Consider the following 13120-nt stretch of genomic DNA (forward strand, 5'->3'; position numbering starts at 1 on the left):
CGACTCCCTTACCTAGTGATCCGTTTGTGTCTCGTCCGGCCTGCGCCGCGGCCGGTAGCAGGCCGCCAGCAGGGCCGCCGCGCTCGCCGTGCCGAGTCCGGCGGCGAGCAACGCCGGTCCGGCGCCCGCCCGTTCGCGGCGCAGCAGCCCGTCGAGGGAGTACCGGCCGTGGCCGAGTGCCGCCAGGGCGACGGCCGCGCCGCCCACCACGCCGACGTACTCCCAGCCGCCCTTGAAGACGAAGAAGCCCTTGCCGCGGTGGTCGGTCCGGGCCGCCACGGTCATCAGTCCGACGGCCGCCGCCGCGGGCAGGGGACCCGCCGCGCCGAGGGCGATGCCCACGCCCGCCGCCATCTCGGTCCCGGCCGCCATCCGGGCGTGCACGGCGGCAGGCCGGAGGCCGAGCGCCTCGAACCAGCCCGTCGTGCCCTCCAGCCCGCCCGGCCCCGCGACCTTGTTCCAGCCGTGGGCGAAGAGCATGGGGCCGAGGGTGGTCCGGAGTACGAGCGCGGCGGCGTCGTGGCTCTTCACTGGCCCGCCCCGGTGGCCCGGCCCGCGGGTGCGACTCCGTACAACTGCGGTACGGCGTCCACGAGTTCGTCGTACGTGAGGGCCTGTCCCGACCGGCTGGGGTGGACCGCGGCGACGGTCCAGCCCTGCAGTCGGTTGAGCCGGTTGCCCTCGATGCGCAGGACCTGGCCGGTCAGCCAGGCCGCGCTGTCGGAGGCCAGATAGACCACGACCCCGGAGGCGTTGGCGGGATCGCGCGGGTCGAAGTCGTCGGTGGCCGCGAGGGACGCGCCGACGTCGAGGCCGTCCGTCATCCGGGTGGCGGCGATCGGTGAGATGGCGTTGGCGGTGACACCGTACTTGCGCATCTCCAGGGCCGTGAGGACGGTGAGCCCCGCTGTCCCGGCCTTCGCGGCACCGTAGTTGGACTGTCCCTGGTTGCCGAACAGGCCTGTTCCGGACGTGGTGTTGATGACCCGGCCGGTGACGCGCTCACCCCGCTTGAACGCCTCGCGCCAGTACGCGCACGCGTGCCGGGTGAGGGCGAAGGTGCCCTTCAGATGCACCGCGATCACGGCGTCGAACTCGGCCTCCGTCATCGAGAACAGCATGCGGTCGCGCACGATGCCCGCGTTGTTGACGACGACGTCCAGCCGGCCGAACTCCGCGACCGTCTCCGCCACCATCGCCTCCGTGGCCGCCCAGTCGGTGACCGAGGCGTGGTTGGCGACCGCCCTGCCGCCCAGCTTGGTGATCTCGGCGACCACGTCGTCGGCGGGGGAGTCCCCGGTCCGCTCGCCGTGCACGCCCGAGCCGAGGTCGTTGACCACCACGGTCGCGCCGGCCTCGGCGAGCGCCAGACAGTGCGCCCGGCCCAGGCCTCTGCCGCCGCCGGTCACAATGGCGACCTTGTCGTCCAGGATGCCCACGCCTTACCTCCAAAGCAGCGGATGATGCAGGTCAGTTGAGTTCGCCGAGAATGTCGTCGGTGTGTTCGCCCAGGGTCGGCGCGCCGGCCCGCGGCTTTTCGTCGACTCCCCAGAAACTCACGGGAGTCGCCACCGTCCTCAGCGGCGGCGCGTCGCCCATCCCGGGCTGCTCGACGAACGCCCCCACGGCCTCCGCCTGTGGATCGGCGGACACCTCCGCCAGGGTCTGCACGGGCGCCCACCACACGCCCTCGGCGTCGAAGCGGGCCGCCCACTCCGCCAGCGGCCGCTTCGCGAACTCCTCGTCGAACTCGGCGATCAGCTCGCGTACGTGGCCGCGCCGGGCCTTGCCGGTCGCGAACCGTTCGTCTTCCGACAGGTCCTCGCGACCGAGCGCCTTGAGGACGCCGGGCCAGTGCCGGCTGCCCTCCAGGCCGACCAGCCAGAACCAGCGGTCGTCGGCGGCCCGGTAGCAGTTGTAGAGCGGGGACTCGTGTTCGGTGCGGTGGCGGGTACGGCCGCGCTTGCCGAAGAAGTTCTGAAGGGCGAGGTCGTTGCCGTTGGCGTACGTCCCGGACCGCAGCAGCGACACGTCCACCACGCCGCCCTCGCCGGTGCGTTCGCGGCGCAGCAGCGCGGCGAGCACGCCTGCCACGAGGTTGGCGGCGGCCGTGCGGTCGCCGAGTCCGGGCCGGATGCCGGGGGGCGGTTCGTCCGCCGGGTTGAGCATGGCGGCGATGCCGGGACGGGCCCAGAAGGCGGAGACGTCGTATCCGGCGCGGTCGCGTTCGGCTCCCGTCCAGCCGTAGCCCGTCAGTGTGCCGACGACCAACTGGGGATGGCGGTCCCGCAATGCGTCCGGGGCCAGGTCCAGTCGCTCGAGCGCGCCCGGGCGGAGGTTGGTGACGAAGACGTCGGCCCGTTCCAGCAGCCGTTCCAGCACGTCCTTGCCCTCCTGCGAACGCAGGTCGAGGACGATCCCGCGCTTGCCGCGGTTGTCGGTCTCGAACGGGGGCGCGCTGTCGATGTCCTGGCCGACGTGCCGGAGCGTGTACCGGTTGGGGTCGCCGGTCGGCGCCTCCACCTTCACCACGTCCGCACCCCAGTCCGCGAGCATGGTCGCCGCGGCCGGGGCGGCCACCCACATGCCCAACTCGACGACGGAATAGCCTTCCAGTGGCCGCACGGCCCACCTCCAGATACGTAGGGACGCCTACACGCCGTGGAACTCGCCAGGACGACGCTCCCGGAAGGCCTTGAGCCCCTCGGCCCGGTCCTCGGTGGAGAACAGCACCGAGACGGTCTCGCGTTCGTAGGCGATCGCCGTCTCCAGGTCCATGCCGAGCCCGTGGTCGATCAGCCGCTTGCCGGCGGCGAGTGCGAGCGGTGCGCCGGCCGCCATTCCGGCGGCCAGTCTCTCGGCGGCGGCGAGGGCTCCGCCGGGTTCGGCCAGTTCGTTGACCAGGCCGAGCTGCCATGCGCGCTCCGCCTCGATCGGTTCGCCGGTGAGGATCATCTGCTTGGCGATCGCCGGCGGGATCAGGCGCGGCAGCCGCTGCGTCCCGCCCGCACCGGGCAGGACGCCCAGCTTCATCTCGGGGAGGCCGAGCCTGGTGCCGCGCTCCGCCACCAGCAGGTCACAGGCGAGCGCGAGCTCCAGACCACCGCCGAAGGCGAACCCGTGGACCGCCGCGACCGACGGCTTGGGGAACTCCTCCAGCAGTGCGAACGCGTCCGTCAACCGCCCCACGAAGGCCCGGAACTGCCCGGGGGTGGTGAACGACTCGATCTCGCCCAGGTCGGCACCGGCCGAGAAGGCCCGGCCCGATCCGGCCACGATCACAGCGCGTACGTCGTCGTTGTCGCGGATGTCGTCCAGTACCCGGGTGAGCCGGTCCACCGTCTCCGAGCCGACGGCATTGAGCCGCCCGGGCCGGTCGAGGGTCAACACGGCGATCCGGTCCCGGAGTTCGACACGCAGCACGCAGCCCACCTCAGACCATTGTCAGGCCGCCGCTGACCGAGAGCGTCTGCCCGGTCATGTAGGCGGCGTCGTCGGACGCGAGGAAGGCCACCACGCCGGCGATCTCGGTGGGCCGGGCGACGCGGCGCAGCGGGATCGCCCGTACGGTCGCGTCGTACATCTTCTGGCTGTAGTCGGCGACCTGCCCGAGCAGCGCGGTGTCGGTCGGGCCGGGGCAGACGGTGTTCACGGTGATGGCGTGCCGGGCGACCTCGCGGGCGAGGGCCTTGCCGAAGGCGATGACGCCACCCTTCGTCGCGGAGTACACGACCTCGCCGGAGGAGCCGACCCGCCCGGCGTCCGAGGCGATGTGGACGATCCGGCCGCCGCCGCGCTCGATCATCGAGTCGAGCACCGCCCGGGTCATGGTGATCGTCCCGCGCAGATTGACCGCGATGATCCGGTCCCAGGTCTTCTCGTCGCTGTCGACGAAGCGGCCGATGACGTCGACGGCCGCGTTGTTCACCAGCACGTCCACCGGGCCGAGTTCGGCCGTGACCCGCTCCACGGCCGTGCGCACGGCCGCGCTGTCGGAGATGTCCGCGCCGACTCCGGTGGCGCGCACCGCGTACCGCTCGGCGAGTCGTGCCGCGACCTTGCCCGCGGCCTCGGCGTCCAGATCGCAGACGGCGACCGAGGCCCCCGCGGCGGCCAGCGCTTCGGCGATCGCCTCGCCGATGCCGCGCCCCGCCCCGGTGACGAGCGCCACCTTGTCCCGTACGCTCACGCGCCCTCCTTCACCCAGCCGTAAAAACAGCGATATCGTATAACTACTTCAGCTAAATAAGCGAGATGTAGAGTGCAGGAGTGGAGTCGAGCATGCGCCGTACGATCTTCAGCGAGGAACACGACCTGTTCCGGGAGACCGCCCGCTCCTACTACCTGCGGGAATGCGCCCCGCATGTCGAGGAGTGGGAACGGGAGGGGCAAGTCAGCCGCGCCGCGTGGGTTGCCGCGGGCAAGGCCGGACTCATCGGTTGGCAATTCCCGGAGGAGTACGGCGGACAGGGCATCTGGGACTTCCGCTACAACGCGATCATGGCCGAGGAGATGGCGGCCACGGGCGCGGTCGGCATCGGGCTCGGTCTGCAGAACGACGTCGTCCCGCCCTACCTCATGCACCTCACCACCCCCGAGCAGAAGGCCCGCTGGCTCCCGGGAGTGATCGCGGGCGAGACGATCTGCGCACTCGCGCTGTCCGAGCCGGCCGCCGGATCCGACCTCAAGGGCATCCGCACCACCGCCCGCCGGGACGGCGACGAGTGGGTGATCGACGGCTCCAAGACCTTCATCACCAACGGCATCCTGGCCGACCTCGTCATCGTCGCCTGCAAGACCGACCCGGACGCCGGGCACAAGGGCATCAGCCTGATCGTCGTCGAGCGCGGCGCCGAGGGCTTCGAGCGCGGACGCAAGCTCGACAAGGTCGGGATGAAGGCCCAGGACACCGCCGAGCTCTTCTTCCACGAGGTCCGCGTCCCCGCCGAGAACCTCATCGGGCAGGAGGGGCGCGGCTTCTACCACATGATGGGCAACCTCCCCACCGAGCGGCTCGCCATCGCCGTCGCCGCACTCGCCTCGGCCGAGCGTGCCTTCGGGTGCGCGCTGGAGTACGCCAAGGACCGCACCGCCTTCGGCCGGCCCATCGGGCAGTTCCAGGCGAACAGGTTCGCCCTGGCCGACATCAAGGCCAGGCTGCAGGTCGCCCGGGTTCATCTGGACGGCTGCATCATGGCCCTGTTCGAGGGCGAGTTGACGGCCGAGGAGGCCGCCGCGGCCAAGTACTGGACCACGGAGACCGGTTGGGAGGTCATCGACCGCTGCATGCAGCTCTTCGGCGGCTACGGCTACGTCAACGAGTACGAGATCGCCCGCATCTGGCGGGACAGCCGGGTGCAGCGGGTGTTCGGCGGCACCTCGGAGATCATGCAGGAGATCATCGGGCGCTCGCTCGGACTGTGAGAGCCCCGCCGGGTCGGTGCGGAGCATTGATTGGTTCGGCTAAATAGGTTATCTATTTAAGCTGTACGGTAGGTCAGGCAGCGGGCTCCGGGAGGCACCGTGGTCACGGTCGACGTGAAGCTGCACCAGGAACGGGCCGAACAGGACCTGCCGCGCCCTCGGCTCGTCATCGGCGGCAAGGACCTAGACGAGGCGAGCGGTGGCCTGTACGAGCACATCAACCCCGCGACCGGACTCGTCCAGGCCCGCATCCCGCTCGCGGGACCCGCCGAAGTGGACCGGGCCGTGGCCGCCGCCCGGCAGGCCTTCGAGGTGTGGGGACCCATGCGGCCCGCCGAGCGGCGACGCCTGCTCACCCGCTTCGCGCAGCTCATCCGCGACCACATCGAGGACTTCGCGGCGATCTGCCCGCTGGAGAACGGCGTCTGCATCGGCGGCTGGGCCGAGAACGTCGGACCTCATGTCGCCGAGTGGACCGAGTACTACGCCGGCTGGGCCGACAAGATCGAGGGCATGGTGGGCGCCGCCTACAGCCCGCACGAGAACGTCGAATACACCCTCGCCGAGCCGTACGGCGTGATCGGCCACATCATCACCTGGAACTCGCCCGCCCTGTCCCTGGCGATGAAGGTCCCGCCCTCGCTCGCCGCCGGGAACACCGTGGTCGTCAAACCGGCCGAGTCCACCCCGTACTCGGCCCTGCTCTTCGCCGACCTGGCCCGCGAGGCGGGCATCCCCGACGGCGTGATCAACATCGTCACGGGACTCGGCGACGCGGGCGAGGCGCTGGTGGCGCACCCCGGTGTCGACAAGATCTCGTTCACCGGCGGTCCCGCCACCGCGCGCCGCATCATGACGACCGCCGCCCGGAGCCTCAAGCCCGTGCTGTTCGAGCTGGGCGGCAAGTCCGCCAACCTGCTCTTCGCCGACACCGACCTGGACACCGTCGTGCCCTACTGCGTGGCCTTCGCCATGAGCAACACCGGCCAGGGCTGTGCGCTGCCGACCCGCCTGCTGGTCGAGCGCCCGATCTACGACGAGGTCGTCGCGCGCGCCACCGGAGTCGTCGCCCACCTGCCCGTGGGCGACCCGCTCGACCCGACGACCTATATCGGGCCCCTGATCGACCGGGCCGCCCGCGACCGCGTCCAGGACATGGTCGACAAGGCGGTCGAGGACGGCGCGGGACGCCTCGTGTCCGGCGGTGAACGCATCGAATCCGACGGCTGGTTCGTCTCCCCGAGCGTCTTCGCCGACGTCGACAACCGCAGCGACCTCGCCCAGCGGGAGATCTTCGGCCCGGTCCTCGCCCTCACCCCGTTCGACACGGAGGACGAAGCCGTCGCCCTCGCCAACGACACCGAGTACGGCCTGTCCGCCTACATCCAGTCCCGCGACATCGCCCGCGTCAACCGCCTGGTGCCGCGCCTGAAGGCCGGCACGGTCTACGTCAACCCCGGCCCGAACCCGATCACTTCACCTGCCACGCCCTTCGGGGGCGTCGGCATCAGCGGGTTCGGACGGGAAGGCGGCAGGGCCGGGCTGGAGGAGTTCATCCACGTCAAGGGCGTCGGCGTTGCCCGCGTCTGACGCGATCCCACAGGAGCCATCGACCGTGAATCCCGCCCGCCGCCTGACGTTCGGCGACATCATCCGCGAACACCGCAGGTCCTACCCCGACGGCGTCGCCCTCGTCGACGGCGACATCCGCCTGACCTGGCCACAGCTCGACGAGCGCACCAACCGACTCGCAAACGCCCTCACGGACGCCGGAGTCGGCCCGGGCGACCGCATCCTGTGGCTGGGCCAGAACTCCTTCCGCATCTGGGAGTTGCTGGGCGCCGTAGCGAAGATCGGCGCCATGGTCTGCCCCGGCTACTGGCGCTGGGCAGCCCCCGAAATGGCCTTCGCGGTCGAGGACTTCACCCCCAAGGTCATCGTCTGGCAGGACGAGGAGATCGGCGACACCGTCAGCAAGACGCGGGCCGAACTGGGCGCGGACCACGGGGCGTTGTGGCTGCGACACGACACCGAGGGCCCCGACTCCTACGAGTCCTTCCTGGCCTCCGGCTCACCCGAGGACCCGGCCGTCGACGTCGACCCCGACTCCGCGCTGCTGGTCATCTACACCGCCGCGATCTCCGGACGGCAGTGCGGCTCGATGCTCTCGCAGCGCAACCTCCTTGCCATGGGCGCGAGTTCGGCCTGGATGGGAGACATCGGCACGGAGACCGCCTTCCTCGGCGCCGGACCGATGTTCCACATCGGCAACTACCAGTTCTGGGGCGTCCCGGCCTTCGTCCACGGCGGCAAGAACGTGATCGTGCGCCGCGTGGTCGCCGAGGAACTGCTCCCGCTCCTGGCGGCGGAGCGGTGCACCCACGCCTATCTGATGCCGCCGACCATCGCGCAACTCGTCGAGCTGAACCGCGAGGCCGGGCACGACCTCTCCCACCTGCGGGCGAGCGTCGCCGCACCCCTGTGGCAGGGCACCGTGCCCACCGACACCAGCCGCTTCACCCGCAACGGCGGCGGAGAGGGCCGCGGCTACGGGCAGACCGAGGTGACCGGCTTCGCCGTGACGGGCGCGTACGGGGGCACGGGCACCGGCAACGCGGGACGCCCCGGCCCCTTCACGGCCGTACGCATCCTCGACGAGCGGGGTCAGGAGTGCGAGATCGGCGAGATCTGCGTCCGCGGCGACCTCGTCCACCTCGGCTACTGGAACCGGCCGGAGATCAACGAGGAGCGCTTCCGCATCGGCTGGTGGCACACCACCGACCTCGGCCGGCGCGAGAGCGACGGCACGATCAGCTTCCTCGGCACGACCACGCGCATGCTGAAGTCGGCGGCCGAGAACATCTTCCCGGCCGAGGTCGAGAACTGCATCGAAGCGCACCCCGCGGTGAAGGAGGCCGCGGTGATCGGCGTGCCCAACGAGCGCTGGGCGCAGGACGTCAAGGCGGTCGTCGTGCTGCACCCGGACGCCGAGCCGGTCACGGCGGCGGACGTCATCGAGCACTGCCGGTCGCGGATCGCCTCGTACAAGAAGCCGAAGACGGTGGAGTTCGTCGACGCGCTGCCGCGCACCAAGGACCACGCGAAGGACTATGAGGCGCTCGACGAGCGCTTCGGCGGGGGTGGCTATCCCGGCGGCGACACGCTCGGCGCGGGGCGGTGAGGCCGTGATGGACGGCCGACAGCCCGTCGTGGTGGGGGTGTACGCCACCGAGCAGGCGCTGTCGTTGCCGCACCGCGACGCCATGGATCTCGCCCTCGAAGCCGTGCGCGGCGCCGTCGAGGACGCCGGGCTGACCCCGGCGGACGTCGACGGCGCCCAGGTCGACTGGCCCGGCCCCGGCGGCGTGCCCGGCGAGGGCAGCTCCTGGGCGCGCATGCTCGGCCGGGACCTGAGCTGGACCAGCGACTCCATGCTCGACAACGCCGGCTCGCGCGGCCTGCTGAAGGCGGCCGCCGCGATACGGGCCGGGTTCGCGGACACCGTCGTGGTCGGCGGCTGCAAGCTGGTCTCCCGCGGGACGGGCCCGGTCGGGGCAGGTGTCCCGCTGGAGTTCGCCGATGTGTGGGGCAGCTATGTCGTCGCCCAGTTCGCGCTGGTGGCCGCCCGGCACATGCACGAGTACGGCACGACCTCCCGGCAGCTCGCCGAGGTCGCCGCCACCATCCGCAACAACGGCACCACCAACCCGGAGGCGATGATGTACGGGCGTGGTCCGTACACCGCCGAGGACGTGCTCGCCTCCCGCCTGGTGGCCACCCCGTTCCACCTGCTGGACTGCTGCATCGTCGGCGAGGGTGGCGCCGCGCTGGTGGTGACCACCGCGGAGCGGGCCCGCGACCTGCCGCAGCCACCCGTCGCCGTACTGGGCGGCGGCATGGAGTACCACCAGGCCGCGTACGCCAATCCGGCCCTGCACCGCGAGGTCGGTGGACTCGGCCGGGATGCCGCGACCCGCGCGTACGCGATGGCCGGGGTGAGCCCGCACGACGTGGACGTCTTCTCTCTGTACGACCCCAACTCCTTTGAAGTAATAAGGCAGTTGGAGATCCTCGGGCTGTGCGGGGAGGGGGAGGGCGGACCGCTGGCCGCGAGCGGCGCCATCGCCGTCGGCGGCAAGCATCCCGTCAACCCGGACGGCGGCTGTCTGTCGTACGCGTGGAACGGGACCCAGCAGATGACGCTCAAAGTCGTCGAAGCCGTACGGCAGTTGCGCGGCATGGCCGTGCACCAGGTCGAGGGCGCGGAGCTGGCGGTCGTCGGCAACGCCGGCTCGGGAGCGCAGCACTACGAGATGAGCGTGCTGGGGAGGATGCGATGAGCCGGCCGGTGCCTGTCCCGACCGACCTGACCCGGCCGTTCTGGGAGGCCGCTCGGCGCGGTGAACTCGTCGTCCCGCACTGCCCGACCTGCGGGCTGCGTTTCTTCGTCCCCGAGCCCGCCTGCCCCGGCTGTATGTCACGGGACTGGCGGTACGTGCCCAGCGCGGGCCGGGGGACCGTCTACTCGGTGACCGTCGTGCACCGCGCGCCCGGCCCGGGCTTCGACACGCCCTTCGCGCTGGCCGTCGTCGACCTCGACGGCGGGGGCACCCTGCTCTCGCACGTGGACGCCGGCGACCCCGACCACGTCGTCATCGGCCTGCGCGTCCGCGTGGACTTCCGCGCCCTCACCGACGAGATCGCGCTGCCGTACTTCGTACCGGAGAACACTCACTGAGGGCGGAGGTGGACGCCGTGGCGAGCACGCCCGTACGCGTCCCCAAGATGGCCGAGCTGGTGGCGGCACGACTGCGCCGGATGATCGTGCGCGGCGAACTGGCCGAGGGGGACGCACTGCCGTCCGAGGCGGCGCTCATGGAGGAGTTCGCGGTCTCCCGGCCGACCCTGCGCGAGGCGTTCCGGGTGCTGGAGTCGGAGTCGCTGATCGACGTGCGCCGGGGCGCCAGGGGCGGAGCGCGGGTGCAGGTCCCGGAGGGCACCGTGGCCGCGCGGTACGCGGGCGTGGTGCTGGAGTACCGGGGGACGACTCTCAAAGACGTGTACGACGCCCGTACGGTGATCGAGGCGCCGTGTGCCGGTCTGCTGGCGGCGCGGCGCACGGACGAGGACCTTCAGCGGCTGCGAGCCGCTGTCGCCGAGGCCGAGCGGCTCATGGACGACCCGTCGGCCTTCATCCGCGCCCACATGGAGTTCCACGCCCTCGTCGTGGAACTCGCGGGCAACGAGACGCTCGGTGTCCTCAACGGCATGGTCCGGCACATCATCGACCAGGCCAACTGGTCGCACGTCGACCTCGACGCCGGCAGCCCCGAGAACATCCGGGCCAACCGCCGCGGCTTCCGTGCCCACGGCGCGCTCGTCGAGCTGGTCGCCGCGCGCCGCGCCGAGGCCGCCGAGCAGCTGTGGCGCCTCCATCTCCAGGAGGCCGAGGACTATCTGCTGCAGAGCAGGTCCATGACCACGGTCCTGGACCTGCTCGGCTGACCCGTCAGCTGTCGCGCAGCTCCCGCACGATCGGCTCCCACACCTCGGCGTCGGTCTCGTACGCCGTGTAGAAGGACACCCGGTCGACCAGCGCCCCGTACCGGCGTCGGATCTCGCCCGCCACCCGCTCCGGTTCCGCCACCACCGCGAAGGTGTGCAGGACCTCGTCGTCGACGAGCCGGGTCATCGCCTCCCACTTGTCCTCGCGCCGGGAGGTCGACAACGCGTGCAGTTCGTCGCCGAGTTCACCCCAGCCGTGCAGTTCCAGCACGCCCCGGTAGGCGGGCGTACTGCCGTAGAAGGCGATCTGCTGCCGGGTGCCCTCCACGGCACGGGCCATCTCCTCCTCGGTGCGGCCGGTCGCGGTCAGCAGCAGGTGGGAGACGGAGAACTCGGTGCGGGCGCGGCCCGATGCCGCGAGCCCGGCCTCGACGGTCGGCAGCGTGACCTCGCGCAGATACCGCTCGGTGGTGAAGCCGTGCGCGAGCAGCCCGTCCGCCACCTCGCCCGCCACCCGCGTCATGGTCTCCCCGACGGCGGCCACGAAGACCTTGGGCGCCCCGCCGGTCGCGGGCGGCGGAGAGAAGAACGGGGACATCAGCGTGTGCGAGTAGAAGTCACCGCGGAAGTCGAGGCGTTCGCCCTCGTTCCAGGCGTCCCAGATGGCGTGCAGCGCGCTCACGTACTCGCGCATACGGGCCGCCGGCCGGCTCCACGGCATCGAGAACCGCCGCTCGATGTGCGGCTTGATCTGACTGCCGAGGCCGAGCGAGAACCGCCCGCCGCTGTATGTCTGCAAGTCGTGTGCGGTGTACGCGAGTTGCATGGGGGAGCGGGCGAAGGCCACCGCGATGGCGGTGCCGACCTCCAGCCGGTCGCTGTGCTCGGCGGCCAACAGCAGCGGCAGGAACGGGTCGTGCTTGGACTCCGAGGCCCACAGGCCGTCGTAGCCGGCCTTCTCGTGGTGCCTCGCCTCCTCCACGACCTCGGTGGTGCTCCACACGTTGAGCTTGCCGTCGACCTTCATGCCGCTCCCTCGACCGGGACTGAGTCCGTGCCCGTGTTCAACCCGATGCGCTGTGCGAGCAGTTCGCGATGGTACGCGGGGTCGCCGAACAGCAACTGTGATGTCTTGGCCCGCTTCAGATACAGGTGGGCCGGGTGCTCCCAGGTGAAGCCGATCCCGCCGTGGACCTGGATGTTCTCCGCCGTCGCCCGGAGGCAGGCGTCGGAGCAGAAGGCCTTGGCCAGGCTTGCCACGGCGGGCAGGTCCGGGGCCTCGTTCTCGGCGGCGAGCAGCGCGTAGTGCGCGGCGGCACGCGCCGACTCCACCTCCAGGAGGACGTCGGCCAGGAGGTGTTTGACGGCCTGGAAGGAGCCGATGGGCCGCCCGAACTGGTGCCGCACCTTGGCGTACTCCACCGCCATGTCGAGCGCGCGGGAGGCGACACCCACCTGCTCGGCGGCCAGTGCGACGGCGGCCCGGTCGAGGACCTGCCCGACCAGGCCCCAGCCGTCGCGGTGCGTACGAAGCCGGGTCGCGGGTACGTCGTGGTAGTCGAGGCGCGCCTGCCGGCGGGTCGGGTCCATCGTGGGCAGCGGCTCACGCGTCAGGCCGGGTGCGTCACCGTCGACCACGAAGACGCCGATCCCGTCGTCGGTACGGGCCACGGTGAGGACGACATCGGCGGTCGCGCCGTCGAGAACGAACGTCTTGTGCCCGGTGAGCGCCCAACGCCCGGCGGATTCACGGGCGGTGAGCCGTACTCCCGACGCGTCCCAGCGGGCGGAGTCCTCGGTCAGGGCCAGCGTCGCGACGAGCTCGCCGGACACCAGCCCCGGAAGCAGCCGCTTGCGGGCCTCCTCGTCGGCGCAGCGCAACAGCGTGGTCGTCGCCAGCACGGCCGAGGACAGGAAGGGCGCGCACAGCAGCGCACGGCCCATCTCCTCCATGACCACGCCCACTTCGACCGGCCCGCACCCGGCGCCGCCGTACTCCTCCGGCACCGCCAGCCCCTGAAGACCCAGTTCCGAGCCCATCCGACGCCACAGCGCCCGGTCGAAGCCCTCCGGGGTCTCCATCAGGCGCCGCACCTCGGTCTCGGGCGAGGTGTCCGCGAGGAACGCCCTTACCGTGCGCCCCAGTTCCTCCTGCTCCTCGCTGAACGCGAAGTCCATCCGAGTGTCTCCT

General features: G+C 71.3%; 13 protein-coding genes. 6 read left to right on the forward strand and 7 right to left on the reverse strand.

Going from position 1 to position 13120, the window contains the following annotated elements:
* Positions 1-12: 12 nt before the first annotated feature.
* From ABZ848_RS04030 to ABZ848_RS04050, 5 genes are read right to left on the reverse strand one after another with little or no spacing between them, the layout of a single operon-like run.
* Entirely contained in the window at positions 13-531 is a 519-nt protein-coding gene (locus ABZ848_RS04030) for a DoxX family protein (RefSeq protein ID WP_360824854.1), read from the reverse strand.
* Positions 528-1439, reverse strand: a complete 912-nt coding sequence (locus tag ABZ848_RS04035; protein WP_360824857.1) for an SDR family NAD(P)-dependent oxidoreductase — start codon at positions 1437-1439, stop codon at positions 528-530. Before ABZ848_RS04035 ends, ABZ848_RS04030 begins: the two co-directional genes overlap by 4 nt.
* 31 nt (positions 1440-1470) lie before the next feature.
* The gene (locus ABZ848_RS04040; protein WP_360824860.1) at positions 1471-2625 is read right to left on the reverse strand and encodes a CoA transferase; all 1155 of its coding nucleotides are present in this window, start codon (positions 2623-2625) and stop codon (positions 1471-1473) included.
* 27 nt (positions 2626-2652) lie between these two features.
* Entirely contained in the window at positions 2653-3423 is a 771-nt protein-coding gene (locus ABZ848_RS04045; protein WP_360824863.1) for an enoyl-CoA hydratase/isomerase family protein, read from the reverse strand.
* Positions 3424-3433: 10 nt separating this feature from the next.
* Positions 3434-4189 carry a glucose 1-dehydrogenase gene (locus ABZ848_RS04050; protein ID WP_360824866.1) on the reverse strand — a complete coding sequence of 252 codons (756 nt, stop codon included), beginning with the start codon at positions 4187-4189 and terminating at the stop codon, positions 3434-3436.
* Positions 4190-4281: 92 nt separating this feature from the next.
* Here ABZ848_RS04050 and ABZ848_RS04055 point away from each other — a divergent pair, with 92 nt between their 5' ends.
* From ABZ848_RS04055 to ABZ848_RS04080, 6 genes are all read left to right on the forward strand, one after another.
* Positions 4282-5424: an acyl-CoA dehydrogenase family protein gene (locus ABZ848_RS04055; RefSeq protein WP_360824869.1), complete on the forward strand. Its 1143-nt coding sequence runs from the start codon at positions 4282-4284 to the stop codon at positions 5422-5424.
* A 99-nt stretch (positions 5425-5523) separates the two neighbouring features.
* Positions 5524-7014: an aldehyde dehydrogenase family protein gene (locus tag ABZ848_RS04060; RefSeq protein ID WP_360824872.1), complete on the forward strand. Its 1491-nt coding sequence runs from the start codon at positions 5524-5526 to the stop codon at positions 7012-7014.
* A 25-nt stretch (positions 7015-7039) separates the two neighbouring features.
* Positions 7040-8605 carry an AMP-binding protein gene (locus ABZ848_RS04065; RefSeq protein WP_360824875.1) on the forward strand — a complete coding sequence of 522 codons (1566 nt, stop codon included), beginning with the start codon at positions 7040-7042 and terminating at the stop codon, positions 8603-8605.
* 7 nt (positions 8606-8612) lie between these two features.
* Entirely contained in the window at positions 8613-9764 is a 1152-nt protein-coding gene (locus ABZ848_RS04070) for a thiolase family protein (RefSeq protein WP_360824878.1), read from the forward strand.
* Positions 9761-10162 (forward strand): OB-fold domain-containing protein, encoded by a 402-nt coding sequence (locus tag ABZ848_RS04075; RefSeq protein ID WP_360824881.1) that lies wholly within the window; start codon positions 9761-9763, stop codon positions 10160-10162. Before ABZ848_RS04070 ends, ABZ848_RS04075 begins: the two co-directional genes overlap by 4 nt.
* Positions 10163-10179: 17 nt before the next feature.
* The gene (locus tag ABZ848_RS04080) at positions 10180-10929 is read left to right on the forward strand and encodes an FCD domain-containing protein (protein ID WP_360824884.1); all 750 of its coding nucleotides are present in this window, start codon (positions 10180-10182) and stop codon (positions 10927-10929) included.
* Positions 10930-10933: 4 nt separating this feature from the next.
* On the opposite strand, the gene ABZ848_RS04085 is transcribed toward ABZ848_RS04080, so the two are convergent.
* Both ABZ848_RS04085 and ABZ848_RS04090 read right to left on the reverse strand, forming a co-directional pair.
* A complete protein-coding gene (locus ABZ848_RS04085; RefSeq protein ID WP_360824887.1) occupies positions 10934-11956 on the reverse strand; it encodes an LLM class F420-dependent oxidoreductase in 1023 nt (340 codons plus the stop codon).
* Entirely contained in the window at positions 11953-13107 is a 1155-nt protein-coding gene (locus ABZ848_RS04090; protein WP_360824890.1) for an acyl-CoA dehydrogenase family protein, read from the reverse strand. The genes ABZ848_RS04085 and ABZ848_RS04090 overlap by 4 nt, the downstream gene beginning before the upstream one ends.
* Positions 13108-13120 lie beyond the last annotated feature (13 nt).

The organism is Streptomyces sp. NPDC047081 (assembly GCF_040643775.1).
GTDB lineage: Bacteria > Actinomycetota > Actinomycetes > Streptomycetales > Streptomycetaceae > Streptomyces.

What these genes read in the sequence shown, in the direction of transcription:
- ABZ848_RS04055 (WP_360824869.1), top strand. Translation starts at nt 4,282, where the DNA reads ATGCGCCGTACGATCTTCAGCGAGGAACACGACCTGTTCCGGGAGACC.
- ABZ848_RS04070 (WP_360824878.1), top strand. Translation starts at nt 8,613, where the DNA reads ATGGACGGCCGACAGCCCGTCGTGGTGGGGGTGTACGCCACCGAGCAG.
- ABZ848_RS04075 (WP_360824881.1), top strand. Translation starts at nt 9,761, where the DNA reads ATGAGCCGGCCGGTGCCTGTCCCGACCGACCTGACCCGGCCGTTCTGG.
- ABZ848_RS04085 (WP_360824887.1), bottom strand. Translation starts at nt 11,956, where the DNA reads ATGAAGGTCGACGGCAAGCTCAACGTGTGGAGCACCACCGAGGTCGTG.
- ABZ848_RS04090 (WP_360824890.1), bottom strand. Translation starts at nt 13,107, where the DNA reads ATGGACTTCGCGTTCAGCGAGGAGCAGGAGGAACTGGGGCGCACGGTA.